Below are 21,304 nucleotides of genomic sequence, written 5' to 3'. Positions count from 1 at the left end.
AGTTTTCGGTGTTTTTATTGACGTGAAGCACGCACTTCCGTAGTATCGCCAGCAATTTCCAGCCGTCGGAAGCCGAGATTTTCATGCGACTTATATTGAGTGCGATGGTGGTCCTGCTGCTCGCCGCTTGTGCGAGCCAGGCTCCTGTCGCCAACAACGCCGCCGATTCGCAGGCAGCGTCCAACTACCTCCGTAAATCAGCCACCGCCAAAGAAACTGTCGACGTCGACAAGCAATCCGTCGGCGACCTGACCAGTGCAGATTCCGATCTCTGGGGCCGTATCCGTCGCGGCTTCCAGATGCCCGACCTGCAGAGCGACCTCGTCGACATGCAGACGACCTGGTACACGCAGCGTCCCGATTACGTGCAGCGCATGACCGAGCGCTCGCAGAAATATCTGTACCACATCGTCGAGGAGCTCGAAGCGCGCCACATGCCGACCGAGCTCGCGCTGCTGCCGTTCATCGAATCCGCCTACAACCCGCAGGCGCTGTCGGTCGCGAAGGCGGCCGGCATGTGGCAGTTCATGCCGGGCACCGGCCGCACGTACAACCTGAAGCGCAACATGTGGCAGGATGAACGACGCGACGTGCTCGCGTCGACGAGCGCCGCGCTCGACTACCTGTCGCGCCTGCATGACATGTTCGGCGACTGGTATCTGGCGCTGGCCGCGTACAACTGGGGCGAGGGCAACGTGCAGCGTGCGATTGCACGCAACCAGGCGGCCGGCCTGCCGACCGACTACCAGAGCCTGCGGATGCCGAACGAGACGCGCAACTACGTGCCGAAGCTGCAGGCGGTGAAGAACATCATCGCGAATCCGCAGCAGTTCGGCCTGACGCTGCCGGAGATCCCGAATCACCCGTATTTCGTGACGGTCACGACATCGCGCGACATCGACGTGGCGGTGGCCGCGAAGCTCGCGAACCTGTCGCTCGACGAGTTCCGTTCGCTGAACCCGTCGTTCTCGAAGCCGGTGATCCTCGGCGCGACCGAGCCGCAGATCCTGCTGCCGTTCGACAACGCCTCAGCGTTCGAGAAGAACCTGAAGGCTTACAACGGCCAGTTGTCGACGTGGACCACCTATACGGTCAGCGAGCGCGTGCGCCCGGCCGCGATCGCCGAGAAGATCGGTGTCGACCCCGATACGCTGATGTCGGTCAACAAGATTCCCGCCGGCATGCGCCTGAAGCCCGGCTCGACGATCGTCGTGCCGCGCGGCGATGACGACGACGAGGACATCAGCGCGGACGTTGCGGAAAACGGCGTACTCGCGATGGAGCCCGACGTACCCGACACGCGCAAGATGCTGATCCGCGTGCGCCGCAAGCAGTCGATGGCGGCGATCGCCGGCCGCTATGGCGTGTCGGTCGGCCAGTTGAAGGCATGGAACCGCACGCATCGCGATCTCGCGATGCCGGGCCAGGCGCTCGTGCTGCACGTGCCGGTCGGCCGCGCGGTGCCGGCCGAGCCGGGTCCGAAGCGGATCGCGACGTCGACCTCCGGCGCGCATATCGAGCGCGCGAGCCTGTCCGTCCGCGGCAAGTCGCGCGGCGCGAAGCGCGGCGCCGCGAAGCCGGCGGCTCGAGCGACGAAGGCTGCTCCCGCGAAGGCGGCGCCGGCCAAGGCAGCGCCGAAGGCCGCTGCAAGCAAGGGCAAGAAGAAGTAACGCGGTCGCGACCGCGGCGCGGCGGTCCGGCCGGACCGTGCGTTTGCGTTATCATCCGATGAAACACGAAGCAACGCCGTCACCAAGGTGACGGCGTTTTCGTTTGTGCGCGGCAGCGGGGGCGCTGCTTTGCGGGGCCGGGATCGGATCACGAGGAGGAGCGATGTCGTCGGTGCAGGTGAGGGTGCTCGCGCTGTTTGCGGTCGGATATTTCGTGTCCTATGTGTTCCGCGGCGTCAATCTCGGCTTCGCGCCGTTCGTCACGCGCGAGCTCGGGCTCTCGGCCGCCGATCTCGGACTGCTCACCAGTCTCTATTTCCTCGGTTTTGCCGGCGCGCAGATTCCGGCCGGCGTGCTGCTCGACCATTTCGGCCCGCGCCGCGTGACGGCCGGGATGTTGCTGTTCGCGGCCGCCGGTGCCGCCGTGTTTGGCGTCGCGCACGACCTCGGCACGATGATGGTCGGCCGGCTGCTGATCGGCGTCGGCGTATCGGTGTGTCTCGGTGCGGCGTTCAAGGCGCTCGCGCAGCATTTTCCGGTCGGCCGGCTGCCGCTCGTCAACGGTCTCGTGATGGCCGTCGGCGGCCTGGGCGGCGTCGCGGTCGGCTCGCCGTTGACCTGGCTCCTCGGCGTGACGAGCTGGCGTGTGATCTGCGGCGGCCTCGCGGTGCTGACGGTCGTCGTCGCGGCCGCGATCGGCTTCGGTGCGCCGGAAGCCGAGCGGCCGCGCCATCAGGGCGGGCTCGTCAGCCAGTTCAAGGGCACGTGGCACATCCTGGGCAGCCGCGCATTCTGGAAGATCTCGTCTTTCTCGATCGTCACGCAGGGCGTGTTCTACGCGATGCAGTCACTGTGGGTCGGTCCGTACCTGCGCGACGTCGCGGGATTCGATGCGCAGCGCGCCGCACGGCTCGTGTCGGTGCTCGGCTTCGCGATGATGGCCGGCTGTGTCGGTTTCGGCGCGGCGGCGCGTGTGCTCGAGCGCCGCGGGGTGTCCGTCCAGGCATTTTGCGGCGTCGGCATGGTGCTGTTCGTCGCCACGCAAATCGCGATCGTCGCGCGCGTGCCGCTGCCGCCGGCCGTGCTGTGGGCGGCCTACGGAATGTTCGGCGGCGTCGGGATCCTGACCTATGCTGTGCTTGCCGGTCACTTCCCGGCCCATCTGATCGGCCGCGCGAATACGACACTGACGCTCGTGATCTTCGTGCTGATCTTTGCGTTCCAGATCGGTATCGGCGCGGTGCTGTCGCACTGGCCGGCCGTCGACGGCCATTACCCGGCTGCCGCCCACGTCACCGCGTGGAGCGTGCTGCTCGCGCTGCAGCTTGCCAGCGCGGTCTGGTACGTGTGGCCCGCGCGCAGTGCTGGCAAGCGCGTTGATCCGGCGGTACGCTGACGGGTAGGGCGGCTGCGGAAACGGAGCCGCAGCAAGGAATGTCGCGCCTGATGCCACCGCATTGCGCGCGCCGCATGCGTGATCGGACGGCCATATCAATTGAAGATAAGGTCATTTTCGGGCTATAATTTGAAAGTTTGTGCTGATCAACCTCGCACCCTAGCGCCTACCTCACTTATCCCGTTCATCCGCCGCACGCCGCCTGTCGGGCGATGCCGCGAAGCCTCGTGCGCCACGCGCCGGGTTCGCGTGCCGACACAGCAGGTCGCGTCCAGCTAGCGACTCCGCGCGCCTATGCAGCGCGGCGCTCGCGCGGCAGGGTAAACAGGTCGGCAGCAGGGTGTTCCCCAAGGAGCCTCCCGTGTTGCCGTCTTTTTCTCCCGCCTTGCTTGCACTCGCCGACGGCACGGTCTTTCGTGGTTATTCGATCGGGGCCGAAGGCCACACGATCGGTGAAGTCGTGTTCAACACCGCGATTACCGGCTATCAGGAAATCCTGACTGATCCGAGCTACGCGCGTCAGATCGTCACGCTCACCTACCCGCATATCGGCAACGTCGGCGTCAACGCCGAAGATGTCGAAGCCACGAAAGTCCATGCCGCCGGCCTGATCATCCGTGATCTGCCGACGCTCGCATCGAATTTCCGCATGGACCGCACGCTCGGCGACTACCTGCGCGACGAAGGCGTCGTCGCGATCGCCGGCATCGATACCCGCAAGCTGACCCGTATCCTGCGCGACAAGGGCGCGCAGAACGGTTGCATCCTGGCCGGCTCGAATGACGAGGCGAAGGCGATCGAACTCGCTCGCTCGTTCCCGGGCCTCGCGGGCATGGATCTCGCGAAGGTCGTGTCGACCACGAAGCCGTTCGAATGGAAGCAGACCGAATGGCGCCTCGGCAGCGGCTACGGCATGCAGGAAGCGCCGAAGTACCGCGTCGTCGCGTACGACTTCGGCGTCAAGTACAACATCCTGCGCATGCTCGCGGAGCGCGGCTGCCACGTGACGGTGCTGCCGGCCGAGGCGAGCGCGGCCGACGCGCTCGCGCTGAATCCGGACGGCATCTTCCTGTCGAACGGCCCGGGCGACCCGGAGCCGTGCGACTACGCGATCGCGGCGGCCAAGGAGTTCATCGAGCGCGGCGTGCCGACCTTCGGCATCTGCCTCGGCCACCAGATCATGGGCCTCGCGGTCGGCGCGAAGACGCTGAAGATGAAGACGGGCCACCACGGCGCGAACCACCCGGTGAAGGATCTCGGCGACGGTCGCGTGGTGATCACGTCGCAGAACCACGGTTTCGCGGTCGACGCGGATTCGCTGCCGGCCAACGCGCGCGTGACGCACGTGTCGCTGTTCGACGGCACGCTGCAGGGTTTCGAGCTGACCGACAAGCCGGCATTCTGCTTCCAGGGTCACCCGGAAGCGTCGCCCGGCCCGCACGACATCGCGTATCTGTTCGACCGTTTCACCGCACTGATGGACGCGGCGAAGCAGCGCAACGCCTGACGCGACTGAAGCAACCGAAGAACGGGAGATTCGCATCATGTTCGGCCACGCACTCGGCATCACGGATATCTGGACCTACGTGTTCGGCGTGATCTTCATCATCCTGCTGCCGGGGCCGAACTCGATGTACGTGCTGTCGCTTGCGGCCCAGCGCGGCGTGAAGGCCGGCTATCGCGCGGCCTGCGGCGTGTTCCTGGGCGACACGGTGCTGATGGTGCTGTCCGCCGCGGGCGTCGCGTCGCTGCTGAAGGCGAACCCGCTGCTGTTCTCCGTCGTCAAGTACGGCGGTGCCGCGTACCTGCTGTACATCGGCACGGGGATGCTGCGCAGCGCGTGGCAGAAGCTGCGCGCGCGCGCCGATGCGCCGGCCGATGCACCGCGTGCGGTCGACGGCGAGCGGCCATTCCGCAAGGCGCTGATCGTGAGCCTCCTGAATCCGAAGGCGATCCTGTTCTTCATCTCGTTCTTCATCCAGTTCGTCGACCCGGCGTTCCCGCATCCCGCGCTGTCGTTCGTCGTGCTCGGGGCGATCGCGCAATGCGCGAGCTTCCTGTACCTGAGCACGCTGATCTTCGCGGGCGCGCGGCTCGCCGAGCATTTCCGCCGCCGCCGCAAGCTCGCGGCGGGCGCGGCGAGCAGCGTGGGCGGCCTGTTCATCGGTTTCTCGGTGAAGCTCGCGCTCGCCACCATGAGCTGAGCGCAACCGCCGATCCGCGACAACGCCACGACAAAGATTACTTACTGAATTCACAAGCCATGCCAAAACGCACAGACATCAAAAGCATCCTCATCATCGGCGCCGGCCCGATCATCATCGGCCAGGCGTGCGAGTTCGACTATTCGGGCGCGCAGGCTTGCAAGGCGTTGCGTGAGGAGGGCTACAAGGTCATTCTCGTCAACAGCAACCCGGCGACGATCATGACCGACCCGAACACGGCCGACGTGACCTATATCGAGCCGATCACGTGGGAAGTCGTCGCACGCATCATCGAGAAGGAGCGCCCGGACGCGATCCTGCCGACGATGGGCGGCCAGACCGCGCTGAACTGCGCGCTCGACCTGCACCACCACGGCGTGCTCGAGAAGTTCGGCGTCGAACTGATCGGCGCATCGCCGGAAGCGATCGACAAGGCGGAAGACCGCCAGAAATTCAAGGAAGCGATGACCAAGATCGGTCTCGGCTCCGCGAAGTCGGGCATCGCGCACTCGATGGAAGAGGCGACCAAGGTGCACGCCGAGATCATGGCGGAGACGGGCGGCAGCGGCTACCCGGTCGTGATCCGTCCGTCGTTCACGCTCGGCGGCTCGGGCGGCGGCATTGCGTACAACCGCGAAGAGTTCGAAGAGATCTGCAAGCGCGGTCTCGACCTGTCGCCCACGCGCGAACTGCTGATCGAAGAGTCGCTGCTCGGCTGGAAGGAGTACGAGATGGAAGTCGTGCGCGACCGCGCCGACAACTGCATCATCGTGTGCTCGATCGAAAACCTCGACCCGATGGGCGTGCACACCGGCGACTCGATCACGGTCGCGCCGGCGCAGACGCTCACCGACAAGGAGTACCAGATCCTGCGTAACGCATCGCTCGCGGTGCTGCGCGAGATCGGCGTCGACACCGGCGGCTCGAACGTGCAGTTCTCGATCAATCCGAAGGACGGCCGCATGGTCGTCATCGAGATGAACCCGCGCGTGTCGCGTTCGTCGGCGCTCGCATCGAAGGCGACCGGCTTCCCGATCGCGAAGGTCGCGGCGAAGCTGGCGGTCGGCTACACGCTCGACGAGCTGAAGAACGAAATCACCGGCGGCCAGACGCCGGCATCGTTCGAGCCGACGATCGACTACGTCGTCACGAAGATCCCGCGTTTCGCATTCGAGAAGTTCCGTGAAGCCGATTCGCGCCTGACCACGCAGATGAAGTCGGTCGGCGAAGTGATGGCGATCGGCCGCACGTTCCAGGAGTCGTTCCAGAAGGCGCTGCGCGGCCTCGAAGTCGGCGTCGACGGTCTCGACGAGAAGTCGACCAACCGCGACGAGATCGCGATCGAGATCCACGAGCCGGGCCCGGACCGCATCTGGTATGTCGGCGACGCGTTCCGCATCGGCATGACGGCCGAGGAAATCTTCGCGGAAACCGCGATCGATCCGTGGTTCCTCCATCAGATCGAGCAGATCATCCTGAAGGAAAAGGCGCTCGCGGGCCGCACGCTCGCGTCGCTGACGTTCGACGAGCTGCGCTACCTGAAGCAGAGCGGCTTCTCCGACCGCCGCCTCGCGAAGCTGCTCGGCGCGACGCCGGAAGACGTCCGCCGCCGCCGCATCGAACTCAACGTGCGTCCGGTGTACAAGCGCGTCGACACCTGCGCGGCCGAGTTCGCGACCAAGACGGCCTACATGTACTCGACCTACGAGGAAGAGTGCGAGGCGCAGCCGACCACCAACAAGAAGATCATGGTGCTGGGCGGCGGCCCGAACCGGATCGGCCAGGGCATCGAGTTCGACTACTGCTGCGTGCACGCGGCGCTCGCGATGCGCGAGGACGGCTACGAAACGATCATGGTCAACTGCAACCCGGAAACGGTATCGACCGACTATGACACGTCCGACCGCCTGTACTTCGAGCCGCTGACGCTGGAAGACGTGCTCGAGATCGTCGACAAGGAAAAGCCGGTCGGCGTGATCGTCCAGTACGGCGGCCAGACGCCGCTGAAGCTCGCGCTCGACCTCGAGGCGCACGGCGTGCCGATCGTCGGCACGTCGCCGGACATGATCGATGCGGCCGAAGACCGCGAACGCTTCCAGAAGCTGCTGCAGGACCTCGGCCTGCGCCAGCCGCCGAACCGCACCGCACGCGCCGAAGACGAAGCGCTCAAGCTCGCCGAGGAAATCGGCTATCCGCTGGTCGTGCGCCCGTCGTACGTGCTGGGCGGCCGCGCGATGGAAATCGTCCACGAGCCGCGCGACCTCGAGCGCTACATGCGCGAGGCCGTGAAGGTGTCGAACGATTCGCCGGTGCTGCTCGACCGCTTCCTGAACGACGCGATCGAGTGCGACGTCGACTGCATCTGCGACGGCGAAGCCGTGTTCATCGGCGGCGTGATGGAGCACATCGAGCAGGCGGGCGTTCACTCGGGCGACTCGGCATGCTCGCTGCCGCCGTACTCGCTGTCGAAGGAAACGGTCGCCGAACTGAAGCGCCAGACGGGTGCGATGGCGAAGGCGCTGAACGTGGTCGGCCTGATGAACGTGCAGTTTGCGATCCAGCAGGTGCCGCAGGCGGACGGGTCGAAGCAGGACATCATCTACGTGCTCGAAGTGAACCCGCGCGCATCGCGCACGGTGCCGTACGTGTCGAAGGCGACCAGCCTCCCGCTCGCAAAGATCGCGGCGCGCGCGATGGTCGGCCAGAAGCTCGCGCAGCAGGGCGTGACGAAGGAAGTCGAGCCGCCGTATTTCAGCGTGAAGGAAGCGGTGTTCCCGTTCGTGAAGTTCCCGACCGTCGATCCGGTTCTCGGGCCTGAAATGCGTTCGACCGGCGAAGTGATGGGCGTCGGCCAGACGTTCGGCGAGGCGCTGTTCAAGTCGCAGCTCGCGGCCGGTTCGCGCCTGCCGGAGTCGGGCACGGTGCTGCTGACCGTGATGGACGCCGACAAGCCGAAGGCGGTCGAAGTCGCGCGCATGCTGCACGACCTCGGCTACCCGCTCGTCGCGACCAAGGGCACGGCTGCCGCGATCGAAGCGGCCGGCGTGCCGGTGAAGGTCGTCAACAAGGTGAAGGACGGCCGTCCGCACATCGTCGACATGATCAAGAACGGCGAGATCGCACTCGTGTTCACGACGGTCGACGAGACGCGCCAGGCGATCGCCGATTCGCGTTCGATCCGCATGAGTGCGCAGGCGCACAAGGTCACGTACTACACGACGATGTCGGGCGCGCGCGCGGCCGTCGAAGGCTTGCGCTACCTGAAGGATCTGGAAGTCTATGATTTACAAGGTCTTCACGCTCGCCTAAACTAAGCGGTCAGTTACCTGTCGAAGCAACACGTGCCGCGATTAAGCGGTGTTTCCGGTTCGCCGGAAATGCGCTTAATCGCGGTGATTTTTTTTAAAGCCGTTTTTAGCGATTGAGCCGTTTATGAGCACCATTCCGTTGACAAAGCGTGGCGCAGAACTCCTGCGCGATGAATTGCAGCGCCTCAAGTCCGTCGAGCGGCCGGCCGTGATCAACGCGATCGCGGAGGCCCGCGCACAGGGCGACCTGTCCGAAAACGCCGAATACGATGCCGCGAAGGAAAAGCAGGGCTTCATCGAGGGTCGTATCGCGGAACTCGAATCGAAGCTGTCGGCCGCGCAGGTCATCGATCCCACCGTGCTCGACGCCGAAGGCCGAGTGGTTTTCGCATCGACGGTCGAACTCGAGGATCTCGAGTCCGGCGACACCGTCAAGTACCAGATCGTCGGCGACGACGAAGCCGACATCGATCACGGCCTGATCTCGGTCAGCTCGCCGATCGCACGCGCACTGATCGGCAAGTCCGAAGGCGACGTCGCGGCCGTGCAGGCGCCGAGCGGCGTGCGCGAATACGAAATCATCTCGGTCAGCTACATCTGAAGCGGGGCGACGTGATGCCGCATCGCGTGTTCCGTCTGCTGTCGGCCGTGTGGGTCGGCAGCCTGCTGACGATCGGGTATGCGGTCGCGCCCGTGCTGTTCAAGACGCTGGAGCGGATGACGGCCGGCACGGTCGCCGCCCAGTTGTTTCGCATCGAGGCGATCCTCGGTGTCGTATGCGGTGTGTTGCTGCTCGCGCTGTCGAACCAGCAGGTGCGGCGCGGCAGCGGTGATTACCGTCGCGTGCGCTGGATCGTCGCGGCGATGGTCGCGTGCGTGCTGGTCGGGTATTTCGCGCTGCAGCCGTTCATGAACGCGCTGCGGGTGGCCGCGATGGAGGCGGGCACCGATATCGCGAACTCGCCGTATGCGAGCCGCTTCGGGATGCTGCACGGCGTCTCGAGCCTGTTCTATCTCGTCGAGAGCGTGCTGGGGCTGATGCTGATCTGGCGTTTGCCGGCGCAAGACGCCTGAACGGCCTGAGCGCCGCACCGGCAGGGCGGCACGGGCTGCCCCGTGCCGCGCGGCAGGATTACTTGTCCTGGTGCGGCCGCTTCGTGCTGGCCTGGCGCTTTTTCGCGCGCTTCACGTTGCCGCCCGCCGTCACGCGCTCGTTGCCGCGCACGACGACCTTGGTCGGCTTCGGACGACGCACGGGGCTCGCGTTCGGCGACACCTTGACGACCTTGACGGTGCGCGGCGCACGGCCTTTCTTGTCGTCGACGGCTTCGGCTGCGCTCGGCAGCGCGCCGGCACGACGACCGCGGGTCGGGGCCGCCACGGCAGCCTCGGGCTTCCAGATCACCAGCAGCTTGCCGATGTGCTGGATCGGCGCCGCGTTCAGGCGGTCGCAGATCTCGTCGTAAACGGCGACGCGCTCGTCGCGCTCGTCACCGAACACACGGATCTTGATCAGCTGGTGCGCGGCGAGGTGTACCTTGATTTCCTTCAGCACGGCGTCGGTCAGCCCTTCGGCGCCGATCAGCACGACGGGCTTGAGCGCATGGGCCTGGGAGCGCAGCGCGGAGCGCTCGGCGGGGGAAAGCGAAAGGGCGGGCATGGAAATGTCGAAATCTAAATAGGGGCGCGCTGCATCAGAAGCGAATCGCGGGAAGTTACCGCATCAGCCGCGCGCCGAAACCACGTAAAATCGCGGCTTGGGCCCCGGAAGGGGCCGTAGCCGCGCGAAGAAGACGCGTATTATCCGCCAAAAGCACGGCTTCACGAAGCAAATAGCAGCAATCTCTCTCTCGAATGGCAAAAAACCGCTTTAACCAGCACTGGCTGCACGACCACATCAACGACCCGTACGTCAAAATGGCGCAGCGGGAGGGCTATCGCGCGCGTGCCGCGTACAAGCTGAAGGAAATCGACGAGCAGGACAAGCTGATCCGTCCGGGCCAGGTGATCGTCGATCTCGGCGCGACGCCGGGCAGTTGGAGCCAGTATGCCCGCAACAAGCTCGCGCAGGGCAAGAAGCGTGACGCGGAGCGCGAAGGCGGCATCGACGGCACGATCGTGGCGCTCGACATCCTGCCGATGGAACCGATCGCCGACGTCCACTTCCTCCAGGGCGACTTCCGCGAGGACGAGGTTCTTCACCGGCTGGAGGAAGTGCTCGAAGGCCGCTCGGTGGACCTTGTTATTTCGGACATGGCCCCCAACCTCTCGGGCGTGGCCTCGGCGGACGCGGCGCGCATCGAGCATCTGTGCGATCTGGCGCTCGAATTTGCGCAGAATCATCTGAAGCCGGAAGGTGCGCTGCTCGTGAAGTGTTTCCACGGCAGCGGCTACAGCCAGATCGTCGAAAAGTTCAAACAGCAGTTTAAGATCGTCGCGCCGCGCAAGCCGAAGGCGTCTCGCGACAAATCGTCCGAAACGTTCATTTTGGGCCGGCAACTGAAGCATCCGCGGTGACGCGGAGCGCTGTGCCGCAAACGGGCTCCGGCCCTTGCCAGACAAGCGAAGCGCTATTGCGACGGTTGTCAATGCTTATGGCAGGGGTGGTCGGACTGGATTAGAATGACCGAGGAGCGCTGCAAGGAAAATGTAGGCGCTCGTCTACGAGTGAAGGAGTGGTGCTTTGAACAACAATATGTTTTCGAAGGCAGCGGTGTGGCTGGTGATCGCACTGGTGCTGTTTACGGTGTTCAAGCAGTTCGACAAGCCCCGCGTCCAGGAAGGTGTGTCCTATTCGCAGTTCATGGACGACGCCAAGAACGGCAAGGTCAAGAACGTCATCGTGCAGGGGCGCAACCTCACCGTCACTCCGGCTGATGGCCAAAAATACCAGATCGTGTCGCCCGGCGACATCTGGATGGTCGGCGATCTGATGAAGTACGGCGTGCAGGTCAGCGGCAAGGCCGATGACGAACCGAACGCGCTGATGTCCGCGTTGTACTACCTCGGGCCGACGATCCTGATCATCGTGTTCTGGTTCTACATGATGAGACAGATGCAGGGAGGCGGCAAAGGTGGCGCATTTTCGTTCGGGAAATCGCGGGCGCGGCTGATCGACGAGAACAACAACGCGGTGAACTTCTCCGACGTCGCGGGCTGCGACGAAGCGAAGGAAGAAGTGTCCGAGCTCGTCGACTTCCTGCGCGACCCGCAGAAATTCCAGAAGCTGGGCGGTCGCATTCCGCGCGGCGTGCTGCTCGTCGGCCCCCCGGGTACCGGCAAGACGCTGCTCGCCCGCGCGATCGCCGGTGAAGCGAAGGTGCCGTTCTTCAGTATCTCGGGTTCCGACTTCGTGGAAATGTTCGTCGGCGTCGGCGCGGCCCGTGTGCGCGACATGTTCGAGCAGGCGAAGAAGCACGCACCGTGTATCGTGTTCATCGACGAAATCGACGCGGTCGGTCGTCATCGCGGCGCCGGCATGGGTGGCGGCAACGACGAGCGCGAGCAGACGCTGAACCAGATGCTGGTCGAGATGGATGGCTTCGAAGCGAACTCGGGCGTGATCGTGATCGCCGCGACCAACCGTTCCGACGTGCTCGACAAGGCACTGCTGCGTCCGGGCCGTTTCGACCGCCAGGTCTATGTCGGCCTGCCGGACATCCGTGGCCGCGAGCAGATCATGCGCGTGCACCTGCGCAAGGTGCCGATCGCGAACGACGTCGACGCAGCGGTCATCGCGCGCGGCACGCCGGGCTTCTCGGGCGCCGATCTCGCGAACCTCGTGAACGAAGCGGCGCTGTTCGCCGCCCGCCGCGGCAAGCGCATCGTCGAGATGCAGGATTTCGAGGACGCGAAGGACAAGATTTTCATGGGTCCGGAGCGCAAGTCGGCGGTGATTCGCGAAGAAGCGAAGCGTGCGACGGCTTACCACGAGTCGGGCCACGCGGTGATCGCGAAGCTGCTGCCGAAGGCCGACCCGGTGCACAAGGTCACGATCATCCCGCGCGGTCGCGCGCTGGGTGTCACGTGGCAGCTGCCGGAGCATGACAACGAGACCTACTCGAAGGACTACCTGCTCGACCGCCTGGCGATCCTGTTCGGCGGTCGCGTGGCTGAGGAACTGTTCCTGAACCTGATCAGCACCGGCGCGTCGGACGACTTCAACAAGGCGACGCAGACGGCGCGTGCGATGGTGGCGCGTTTCGGCATGACCGACGCGCTCGGACCGATGGTCTACGTCGACGACGAGAACGACAGCAGCCCGTTTGGCCGCGGCTTCACCCGCACGATCTCGGAAGCGACGCAGCAGAAGGTCGACAGCGAAATCCGTCGAGTGCTCGACGAACAGTACGGCCTTGCGCGTCGCCTGCTCGAAGAGAACCGCGACAAGGTCGAGGCAATGACGGCCGCGCTGATGGAGTGGGAGACGATCGACGCCGATCAGATCAACGACATCATGGAAGGGCGTCCGCCGCGCTCGCCGAAGAGCTCGCCGGCCGTCGGCGGCGATTCCTCGGGTGGCGGCACGGCTGCCGAAGTGAAGCCCGGCAACGCGCCGGCGCCTGCTTCGCCCGCCTGACCTTCGCCGTAGCGCCGTTCACGGGCTGGTGTGGCTTCACACCGGCCCGTTTTGCATTCATCAACGTCTCCCGCCCGTGCCCGAATCCGCAGTTCCAGCCTCCATTCCCGCGCCGCTCCAGTGCGGCCGTTTCTCGCTGACGTTCGAACGCCCGCTCGTGATGGGCATTCTCAACGCCACCCCCGATTCGTTTTCCGACGGCGGCCGCTTCCTCGCGCGCGACGATGCGCTGCGCCAGGCCGAGCGGATGATCGCCGAAGGCGTCGACCTGATCGACATCGGCGGCGAGTCGACGCGTCCCGGTGCGCCGCCCGTGCCGCTCGACGAGGAACTCGCGCGCGTGATCCCGCTCGTCGAAGCGCTGCGGCCACTGAACGTACCGCTTTCGATCGACACCTACAAGCCGGACGTGATGCGTGCGGCGCTCGCCGCCGGCGCGGATATGATCAACGACATATGGGGGTTCCGCCAGCCGGGTGCGATCGACGCCGTGCGCGAAGGCAACGGCGGGCTGTGCGCGATGCACATGCTCGGCGAGCCGCGGACGATGCAGGTCGGCGAGCCCGACTACGGCGACGTCGTGACCGACGTGCGCGACTTTCTCGCCGCACGCGTGCAGGCGCTGCGCGACGCGGGCGTCGCGCCGGAACGGATCTGCGTCGACCCCGGGTTCGGATTCGGCAAGGCCGTGGTCGACGACAACTACGCGCTGCTGGCCGCGTTGTCGGACACGGCCCCCGCGCGGCCCGACGGGCGCGCGTATCCGATTCTCGCGGGCATGTCGCGCAAGTCGATGCTCGGCGCGGTGATCGGCGGCAAGCCGCCGATCGAACGCGTCGCGGCGAGCGTGGCGGCCGCGTTGTGCGCGGTCGGGCGCGGTGCGGCGATCGTGCGTGTGCACGACGTCGCGGCGACGGTCGATGCACTGAAGGTCTGGAACGCCGTGCGCGAAGCCGCGCGGCAACGATAAGTCAGAAGTCAGAAAGACGAAGGAGGAAGGTTCGCCATGGGACGTCGATATTTCGGCACGGACGGCATTCGCGGCACGGTGGGCGATGCGCCCATCACGCCTGATTTCGTGTTGCGTCTCGGCTATGCAGCCGGCAAGGTACTGGCCGGCGCGGCCGACGTCGCGGCGGGGGTACGTCCGACGGTGCTGATCGGCAAGGACACGCGCGTGTCGGGCTACATGCTCGAGGCCGCGCTCGAGGCCGGTTTTTCGGCGGCAGGCGTCGACGTGATGCTGGCCGGCCCGATGCCGACGCCGGGCGTCGCATACCTGACGCGCGCGCTGCGCCTGTCGGCCGGTGTCGTGATCAGCGCATCGCACAACCCTTATCAGGACAACGGGATCAAGTTCTTCTCGGCCGATGGCAACAAGCTGCCCGACGACACCGAGGCCGAGATCGAAGCATGGCTCGACAAGCCGCTCGAATGCGCGTCGTCGGACCGGCTTGGCAAGGCGCGCCGCCTCGACGACGCGGCCGGCCGCTACATCGAGTTCTGCAAGAGCACGTTCCCGGCTGCATACGACCTGCGTGGGCTGAAGCTCGTGATCGACTGCGCCCACGGCGCCGCGTACCAGATCGCACCGCACGTATTCCACGAACTCGGCGCGGACGTGATCCCGATCGGCGTCGCGCCGAACGGCTTCAACATCAACGACGGTGTCGGCGCGACGGCGCCCGACGCATTGGTGCGTGCCGTGCGGGCGAATCATGCGGACCTCGGCATCGCACTCGACGGCGATGCGGACCGCCTGCAGGTCGTCGATTCGACGGGCCGGCTGTACAACGGCGACGAGTTGCTCTACGTGCTCGTGAAGGACCGGATTGCGACCGCCGGCAAGGTCGACGGCGCGGTCGGCACGCTGATGACGAACCTCGCGGTCGAGGTCGCGCTGCAGCGTGAGGGCGTGCAGTTCGTGCGGGCGGCCGTCGGCGACCGCTACGTGCTCGAACAGCTGCGCGAGCGCGGCTGGCAGCTTGGCGCGGAAGGCTCGGGCCACATCCTGTCGCTCGACCGCCATTCGACCGGCGACGGCATCGTGTCGGCGCTGCTCGTGCTGGCCGCGCTCAAGCGCAGCGGCCGCACGCTTGCGCAGATGCTGGACGGCGTCACGCTGTTCCCGCAGAAGCTGATCAACGTGCGGATGAAGGCGGGTGCCGACTGGAAGGGCAGCGCATCGATTCGCGCGGCGATCGACGCAGCCGAAAGCGCGCTCGCCGGCCGCGGCCGTGTGCTGATTCGCGCGTCGGGCACCGAGCCCGTGCTGCGCGTGATGGTCGAGGCACAGCATGCAGTCGACGCGACCCTTCACGCGGAAGCGATTGCCGACGCGGTGCGTGCGGCGACGAGCTGAGCCGAATCGGTGACGGCGCGCGACGGTCAGGCCGTGTGCGCGCCGCCTCTTTGGTGATTCGACGGGCGGCGCATTCGGGCGCCGCAATTCGTCAGACGCAAAGGTTTGCGCTATTAAATAGAGGGTGACTTCGGCGCGGATTTCGTCTGACGCAAGAAACCATCCGACCCTGAACCGCCATGTGCGGCGCATACGATTCGCTCCGGACCTCGCATCAGCGGGTACCGAACAGCCCTTCCTGACCGGTAATTCTTGCCGTCATTCCCGCTGCGCTGCCCTTGCGCGGCCGCCCTCACAGGGTCGATACTCCCTTTCAGCCAGTCATGTTACTGTCACACCAGTTTCATCGATTGTCACATTATCGTCATGAGGAGCCCCTAACCTTCGCGGTGCCGTAGTCATCTGCTCACACACTGGAGGTCTCATGAAATTGATGCAAACCGCGATTGCCGGCCTGGCTGGCGCGCTTTTCGCAGTCGCCGCGCAAGCTGCCGACATCACGGGCGCAGGCAGCACGTTCGCGATGCCGATCTATACGAAATGGGCTGCCGACTACCAGCAGTCCGGCGGCGCGAAGGTGAACTACCAGGGTATCGGTTCGTCGGGCGGTCTGAAGCAGATCAACGCGAAGACGGTCGATTTTGCCGGTTCGGACGCGCCGCTGAAGGATGAAGAGCTCGCGAAGGAAGGCCTGTTCCAGTTCCCGACGGTGGTCGGCGGCGTGGTGCCGGTCGTCAACGTGCCGGGCGTGAAGGCCGGCGAACTGACGCTGTCGGGCCCGGTGCTCGGCGACATCTACCTCGGCAAGATCAAGAAGTGGAACGACCCGGCGATCGCCGCGCTGAACCCGAAGGTCAAGCTGCCGGATACGGACATCGCAGTCGTTCGCCGCGCTGACGGTTCGGGCACGAGCTTCATCTGGACGAACTACCTGTCGAAGGTCAACGACGAGTGGAAGTCGAAGATCGGCGAAGGCACGACGGTCAACTGGCCGACGGGCACGGGCGGCAAGGGCAACGACGGCGTCGCGGCCTTCGTGCAGCGCCTGCCGGGCGCGATCGGCTACGTCGAGTGGGCGTACGCGAAGAAGAACAACATGACCTACACGGCCCTGAAGAACTCGACGGGCACGGTGGTCGAGCCGAAGACCGAAACGTTCAAGGCTGCTGCTGCTGGCGCGAACTGGTCGAAGTCGTTCTACCAGATCCTGACGAACCAGCCGGGCAAGGAAGCATGGCCGGTCGTCGGCGCGACGTTCGTGCTGCTGCACGCGAAGCAGGACAAGCCGGAGCAGGGCGCCGAAACGCTGAAGTTCTTCAGCTGGGCGTTCAAGAACGGCGAGAAGGCAGCCGACAGCCTCGACTATATCTCGCTGCCGGCGTCGGTCGAGACGGAAATCCGCAAGCAGTGGAAGACGAAGGTGACGGACGCATCGGGCAAGCCGGTCGCCGCAGAGTAAGCAATCCAGCGGTTCGCTGCCCGGCCGTGCCGGCCGGGCAGTGTGTGCGGTAAGGCCGGGCGTCACGGCGCCCGGCGATCCAGAACAGGCGCCCATGTCTGATATTTCCTACACGTCTTCTCGGCCCGATGTCGCGCAGCAACGCGCGCCGAGCCGTCTCGGAGACGTTCTGTTCGGCGGCCTCGCACGGCTCGCCGCGATCGTGACCCTGCTGCTGCTGGGCGGGATCATCGTTTCCCTGATCATTGCGTCGATGCCGACCATCCAGAAGTTCGGCCTCGGCTTCTTGTTGCAAACCGAGTGGGATCCGAACTCGGATATCTACGGTGCAGTGGTGCCGATCTACGGCACGATCGTGACGTCGCTCATCGCGCTTGTCATCGCGGTGCCGGTCAGCTTCGGCATCGCATTGTTCCTCACCGAATTGTCGCCCGTGTGGCTGCGTCGCCCGCTCGGCATCGCGATCGAGCTGCTCGCCGCGATTCCGTCGATCGTGTACGGCATGTGGGGCCTGCTCGTGTTCGCGCCGATCTTCGCTGAATACTTCCAGAAGCCGATCGGCCGTCTGTTCAAGGACGTGTGGGTGCTCGGTCCGCTGACGGCGGGCCCGCCGATCGGCATCGGCATTCTCGCCGCCGGCGTGATCCTCGCGATCATGATCATCCCGTACATCGCATCGGTGATGCGCGACGTGTTCGAAGTCACGCCCGTGCTGCTGAAGGAATCGGCTTACGGGATCGGCTGCACGACGTGGGAAGTGATGTGGAAGGTCGTGCTGCCCTACACGAAGACCGGCGTGATCGGCGGGGTGATGCTCGGCCTCGGCCGCGCGCTCGGCGAAACGATGGCCGTGACCTTCGTGATCGGCAACACCAACCTGCTCGACAGCGTGTCGCTGTTCGCGCCGGGCAACAGCATCACGTCGGCGCTCGCGAACGAATTCGCGGAAGCGGAACCGGGCCTGCATACGTCCGCGCTGATGGAGCTGGGCCTGATCCTGTTCGTGATCACGTTCATCGTGCTGTCCATCTCCAAACTGCTGCTGCTTCGTCTCGAGAAAGGAGAGGGCAAGAAATGAGCGAGCCCGTCATGAATTTCCCGGGGCCGAACGGCGCCGCGCTCGACGCGATGCGCAACCGCCTGCAGCGCAAGCGCAAGGTGACCAATGCGATCGCGCTGACCGCGTCGCTCGCTGCAATGGCGTTCGGCCTGCTGTGGCTTGTATGGATTCTCTACACCACGGTGCATCTCGGCATCGGCGGTCTGTCGCTGCAGCTGTTCACCGAATCGACGCCGGCACCGAACACGGAAGGCGGCGGTCTGGCGAACGCGATCGTCGGCAGCCTGCTGCTGTGCGGTTTCGGCACGCTGGTCGGCACGCCGATCGGCATCCTCGCGGGCGTCTATCTCGCCGAATACGGCCAGAAGAACCTGCTGGCGGGCACAATCCGCTTCATCAACGACATCCTGCTGTCGGCGCCGTCGATCGTCATCGGCCTGTTCGTGTACGCGATCGTCGTCGCGAAGTCGGGGCGCTTCTCGGGCTGGGCCGGCGTGATCGCACTCGCGCTGCTGCAGATCCCGATCGTGATCCGCACGACCGAGAACATGCTGAAGCTCGTGCCGAACGCGCTGCGCGAAGCAGCCTTCGCGCTCGGCACGCCGAAGTGGCGAATGGTGCTGAAGATCACGCTGCGCGCATCGGTGGGCGGCATCATCACGGGCGTGCTGCTCGCGATCGCGCGGATCGCCGGCGAAACGGCGCCGCTGCTGTTCACCGCGCTGTCGAACCAGTTCTTCTCGTGGGACATGAGCCAGCCGATGGCGAACCTGCCCGTGACGATCTACAAGTTCGCGATGAGCCCGTTCGCCGAATGGCAGTCGCTCGCATGGGCGGGCGTGTTCCTGATCACGCTCGGGGTGCTCGGACTCAACATCCTGGCGCGCTCGATCTTCTCGAAAAAGTAACGGCGGAGCAATCCGATGAATATGGCAGAAAGCCACCTGAATCCCGTCGAGCGCACCGCTGCGCCCGCCGGCACGCAAGATGCGGCACATGACCGTCCGCTGGCGCCGCTGAACGCGAAGATCGAGGTCAACAACCTCAACTTCTTCTACAACAAGTTCCACGCGCTGAAGAACATCAACCTGCGCATTCCCGAAGGGAAGGTGACGGCGTTCATCGGTCCGTCGGGTTGCGGCAAGTCGACGCTCCTGCGCACGTTCAACAAGATGTACGCGCTCTATCCGGAGCAGCGCGCCGAAGGCGAAATTCTGATGGACGGCGAGAACCTGCTGACCACCAAGCGCGACATTTCGCTGCTGCGCGCGCGGATCGGCATGGTGTTCCAGAAGCCGACCCCGTTCCCGATGTCGATCTACGACAACATCGCGTTCGGCGTGAAGATGTTCGAGAAGCTCACGCGCTCGGAGATGGACGATCGCGTCGAGTGGGCGCTGACGAAGGCCGCGCTGTGGAACGAAGTGAAGGACAAGCTGAACCAGAGCGGCTACGGGCTGTCCGGCGGCCAGCAGCAGCGTCTGTGCATCGCGCGCGGTATCGCGATCCGTCCGGAAGTGCTGCTGCTCGACGAGCCGTGCTCGGCGCTCGACCCGATCTCGACGGGCCGCATCGAGGAGCTGATCGCGGAGCTGAAGAGCGACTACACGGTCGTGATCGTCACGCACAACATGCAGCAGGCTGCGCGCTGCTCGGACTACACGGCCTACATGTACCTGGGCGAACTGATCGAATTCGGCGAAACCGAAAAGATCTTCATCAAGCCGGTGCGCAAGGAAACGGAAGACTACATCACCGGCCGTTTCGGCTGATGACGGAGAATCACAACCATGTCGGATAAACATCTGTCGAGCCAGTTCGACGCGGACCTGAATGCCGTGTCGTCGAAAGTGCTGGAAATGGGCGGACTCGTCGAGTCGCAGATCGTCGGCGCGATGCATGCGCTGAACGAATTCGACCGCGAGACGGCCGAGAAGGTGATCGCGGCCGAGGAAACGCTGAACGCGATGGAAGTCGACATCGACCAGGAGTGCGGCAACATCATCGCGCGGAGACAGCCGGCCGCGCGCGATCTGCGTCTTCTGATGTCGATTTCGAAAACGATTACGAACCTCGAGCGCGCCGGCGACGAGGCCGAGAAGATCGCGAAGCGCGTGCGCCGCCTGATCGACGAGCCGGCCGCGCGTGCGGTGAACATCGCCGAGATCAAGGTGTCGGGCGAGATGGCCGTGACGATCCTGCGTCGCGCACTCGACGCGTTCGCGCGCCTCGATACGGTGGCGGCCGCGCAGATCGTCAAGGACGACAAGGAAATCGACCTCGAATTCCGCGCGTTCGTGCGCAAGCTCGTGTCGTACATGCAGGAAGACCCGCGCACGATCTCGGTCGGCCTCGAGTACCTGTTCATCGCGAAGGCGATCGAACGGATCGGCGACCACGCGAAGAACATCGCCGAATTCATCATCTACATCGTGAAGGGCACCGACGTGCGGCACCAGCCGCGCGACACGCTCGATCGCGAAGCCAACAGTTAATCGACTCCGTAAGGAAGAACAGAGGTGCCGATGCCCAGCAACATTCTCGTCGTCGAAGATGAGCCCGCGATTTCCGAACTGATCTCGGTGAATCTCCAGCATGCCGGTCACTGCCCGATTCGCGCGTACAACGCCGAGCAGGCGCAGAACCTGATCAGCGACGTGCTGCCCGACCTCGTGCTGCTCGACTGGATGCTGCCGGGCAAGTCCGGCATTGCGTTTGCGCGCGACCTGCGCAACAACGAACGGACCAAGCACATCCCGATCATCATGCTGACCGCGCGGGGCGACGAGCAGGACAAGGTGCTCGGCCTCGAGATCGGCGCGGACGACTACGTGACGAAGCCGTTCTCGCCGAAGGAACTAATGGCGCGGATCAAGGCCGTGCTGCGCCGTCGCGCGCCGCAGCTGACCGAGGACGTCGTGTCGATCAACGGGCTGCGCCTCGATCCGGCCACGCATCGGGTCGCCGCGCACGGCGACGGCAGCGAGATCAAGCTCGATCTCGGCCCGACCGAATTCCGCCTGCTGCATTTCTTCATGACGCATCCGGAGCGCGTGCACAGCCGCACGCAACTGCTCGATCAGGTCTGGGGCGACCACGTGTTCGTCGAAGAGCGTACGGTCGACGTCCACATCAAACGATTGCGCGCAGCCTTGAAACCGGCCGGTTGCGATGCGATGATCGAGACCGTGCGCGGCAGCGGCTACCGGCTCGCCAAGCACGCGTAACGTATCCGGACATGCCGTGTGCCACGGCATGTCGTTCAT

General features: G+C 65.0%; 18 protein-coding genes. 17 read left to right on the top strand and 1 reads right to left on the bottom strand.

The features are described from left to right. The first annotated feature begins 83 nt into the window (after positions 1-83). From WS66_RS23300 to WS66_RS23265, 7 genes are all read left to right on the top strand, one after another. Positions 84-1,670: a transglycosylase SLT domain-containing protein gene (locus tag WS66_RS23300; RefSeq protein ID WP_059603583.1), complete on the top strand. Its 1,587-nt coding sequence runs from the start codon at positions 84-86 to the stop codon at positions 1,668-1,670. A gap of 163 nt (positions 1,671-1,833) precedes the next feature. After that, positions 1,834-3,066 (top strand): MFS transporter, encoded by a 1,233-nt coding sequence (locus WS66_RS23295; protein ID WP_059603585.1) that lies wholly within the window; start codon positions 1,834-1,836, stop codon positions 3,064-3,066. A 361-nt stretch (positions 3,067-3,427) separates the two neighbouring features. Continuing rightward, positions 3,428-4,573, top strand: a complete 1,146-nt coding sequence (gene carA / locus WS66_RS23285; RefSeq protein ID WP_059523474.1) for a glutamine-hydrolyzing carbamoyl-phosphate synthase small subunit — start codon at positions 3,428-3,430, stop codon at positions 4,571-4,573. A gap of 37 nt (positions 4,574-4,610) precedes the next feature. Next, a complete protein-coding gene (gene leuE, locus WS66_RS23280) occupies positions 4,611-5,270 on the top strand; it encodes a leucine efflux protein LeuE (RefSeq protein WP_059603588.1) in 660 nt (219 codons plus the stop codon). Between the two features lie 59 nt (positions 5,271-5,329). After that, positions 5,330-8,584 carry a carbamoyl-phosphate synthase large subunit gene (carB, locus tag WS66_RS23275; RefSeq protein WP_059603591.1) on the top strand — a complete coding sequence of 1,085 codons (3,255 nt, stop codon included), beginning with the start codon at positions 5,330-5,332 and terminating at the stop codon, positions 8,582-8,584. 118 nt (positions 8,585-8,702) lie between these two features. Next, positions 8,703-9,179, top strand: coding sequence for a transcription elongation factor GreA (gene greA, locus WS66_RS23270; RefSeq protein WP_057927897.1), 477 nt, complete (start codon positions 8,703-8,705; stop codon positions 9,177-9,179). A 14-nt stretch (positions 9,180-9,193) separates the two neighbouring features. Further along, on the top strand, positions 9,194-9,652 hold the full coding sequence (locus WS66_RS23265; protein ID WP_059603594.1) for a DUF4149 domain-containing protein: 459 nt from the start codon (positions 9,194-9,196) through the stop codon (positions 9,650-9,652). Between the two features lie 58 nt (positions 9,653-9,710). On the opposite strand, the gene WS66_RS23260 is transcribed toward WS66_RS23265, so the two are convergent. Beyond that, positions 9,711-10,238: a YhbY family RNA-binding protein gene (locus WS66_RS23260; RefSeq protein WP_059603597.1), complete on the bottom strand. Its 528-nt coding sequence runs from the start codon at positions 10,236-10,238 to the stop codon at positions 9,711-9,713. Between the two features lie 194 nt (positions 10,239-10,432). Between WS66_RS23260 and WS66_RS23255 the strand changes: the two genes are divergently transcribed. The 10 genes from WS66_RS23255 to phoB all read left to right on the top strand — a co-directional run bounded on the left by WS66_RS23255 (position 10,433) and on the right by phoB (position 21,265). Next, entirely contained in the window at positions 10,433-11,095 is a 663-nt protein-coding gene (locus WS66_RS23255) for an RlmE family RNA methyltransferase (protein WP_059523464.1), read from the top strand. Between the two features lie 166 nt (positions 11,096-11,261). Further along, positions 11,262-13,157, top strand: coding sequence for an ATP-dependent zinc metalloprotease FtsH (gene ftsH, locus WS66_RS23250; RefSeq protein WP_059603600.1), 1,896 nt, complete (start codon positions 11,262-11,264; stop codon positions 13,155-13,157). A 76-nt stretch (positions 13,158-13,233) separates the two neighbouring features. Continuing rightward, positions 13,234-14,127, top strand: coding sequence for a dihydropteroate synthase (gene folP / locus WS66_RS23245; RefSeq protein WP_059603604.1), 894 nt, complete (start codon positions 13,234-13,236; stop codon positions 14,125-14,127). 36 nt (positions 14,128-14,163) lie between these two features. Continuing rightward, positions 14,164-15,519, top strand: coding sequence for a phosphoglucosamine mutase (glmM, locus tag WS66_RS23240; protein ID WP_059603607.1), 1,356 nt, complete (start codon positions 14,164-14,166; stop codon positions 15,517-15,519). Between the two features lie 424 nt (positions 15,520-15,943). After that, positions 15,944-16,978, top strand: coding sequence for a phosphate ABC transporter substrate-binding protein PstS (gene pstS / locus WS66_RS23230; protein WP_059603609.1), 1,035 nt, complete (start codon positions 15,944-15,946; stop codon positions 16,976-16,978). 94 nt (positions 16,979-17,072) lie between these two features. Continuing rightward, the gene (pstC, locus tag WS66_RS23225) at positions 17,073-18,056 is read left to right on the top strand and encodes a phosphate ABC transporter permease PstC (protein ID WP_059603612.1); all 984 of its coding nucleotides are present in this window, start codon (positions 17,073-17,075) and stop codon (positions 18,054-18,056) included. Next, complete coding sequence (gene pstA / locus WS66_RS23220; RefSeq protein WP_059603615.1) at positions 18,053-18,946, top strand: phosphate ABC transporter permease PstA; 894 nt, start codon at positions 18,053-18,055, stop codon at positions 18,944-18,946. Before pstC ends, pstA begins: the two co-directional genes overlap by 4 nt. 15 nt (positions 18,947-18,961) lie before the next feature. Continuing rightward, positions 18,962-19,810: a phosphate ABC transporter ATP-binding protein PstB gene (gene pstB / locus WS66_RS23215; protein ID WP_059603618.1), complete on the top strand. Its 849-nt coding sequence runs from the start codon at positions 18,962-18,964 to the stop codon at positions 19,808-19,810. An 18-nt stretch (positions 19,811-19,828) separates the two neighbouring features. After that, a complete protein-coding gene (gene phoU, locus WS66_RS23210; RefSeq protein WP_059523442.1) occupies positions 19,829-20,533 on the top strand; it encodes a phosphate signaling complex protein PhoU in 705 nt (234 codons plus the stop codon). Positions 20,534-20,563: 30 nt separating this feature from the next. Beyond that, positions 20,564-21,265, top strand: a complete 702-nt coding sequence (gene phoB / locus WS66_RS23205) for a phosphate regulon transcriptional regulator PhoB (RefSeq protein WP_006750313.1) — start codon at positions 20,564-20,566, stop codon at positions 21,263-21,265. The last annotated feature ends 39 nt before the right edge of the window (positions 21,266-21,304 follow it).

The sequence above is a fragment of the Burkholderia sp. LA-2-3-30-S1-D2 genome (assembly GCF_001523915.2).
Lineage (GTDB): Bacteria > Pseudomonadota > Gammaproteobacteria > Burkholderiales > Burkholderiaceae > Burkholderia > Burkholderia diffusa.
Note: the sequence above shows the minus strand (reverse complement) of the source record. Positions and strands in the feature narration are given on the sequence as shown.

Bases quoted from the DNA above. Each gene is read 5' to 3' on its own strand.
- WS66_RS23300 (WP_059603583.1), top strand. From the start codon at position 84: ATGCGACTTATATTGAGTGCGATGGTGGTCCTGCTGCTCGCCGCTTGT.
- WS66_RS23295 (WP_059603585.1), top strand. From the start codon at position 1,834: ATGTCGTCGGTGCAGGTGAGGGTGCTCGCGCTGTTTGCGGTCGGATAT.
- leuE (WP_059603588.1), top strand. From the start codon at position 4,611: ATGTTCGGCCACGCACTCGGCATCACGGATATCTGGACCTACGTGTTC.
- carB (WP_059603591.1), top strand. From the start codon at position 5,330: ATGCCAAAACGCACAGACATCAAAAGCATCCTCATCATCGGCGCCGGC.
- greA (WP_057927897.1), top strand. From the start codon at position 8,703: ATGAGCACCATTCCGTTGACAAAGCGTGGCGCAGAACTCCTGCGCGAT.
- WS66_RS23265 (WP_059603594.1), top strand. From the start codon at position 9,194: ATGCCGCATCGCGTGTTCCGTCTGCTGTCGGCCGTGTGGGTCGGCAGC.
- WS66_RS23260 (WP_059603597.1), bottom strand. From the start codon at position 10,238: ATGCCCGCCCTTTCGCTTTCCCCCGCCGAGCGCTCCGCGCTGCGCTCC.
- WS66_RS23255 (WP_059523464.1), top strand. From the start codon at position 10,433: ATGGCAAAAAACCGCTTTAACCAGCACTGGCTGCACGACCACATCAAC.
- glmM (WP_059603607.1), top strand. From the start codon at position 14,164: ATGGGACGTCGATATTTCGGCACGGACGGCATTCGCGGCACGGTGGGC.
- pstS (WP_059603609.1), top strand. From the start codon at position 15,944: ATGAAATTGATGCAAACCGCGATTGCCGGCCTGGCTGGCGCGCTTTTC.
- pstC (WP_059603612.1), top strand. From the start codon at position 17,073: ATGTCTGATATTTCCTACACGTCTTCTCGGCCCGATGTCGCGCAGCAA.
- pstA (WP_059603615.1), top strand. From the start codon at position 18,053: ATGAGCGAGCCCGTCATGAATTTCCCGGGGCCGAACGGCGCCGCGCTC.
- pstB (WP_059603618.1), top strand. From the start codon at position 18,962: ATGAATATGGCAGAAAGCCACCTGAATCCCGTCGAGCGCACCGCTGCG.
- phoU (WP_059523442.1), top strand. From the start codon at position 19,829: ATGTCGGATAAACATCTGTCGAGCCAGTTCGACGCGGACCTGAATGCC.
- phoB (WP_006750313.1), top strand. From the start codon at position 20,564: ATGCCCAGCAACATTCTCGTCGTCGAAGATGAGCCCGCGATTTCCGAA.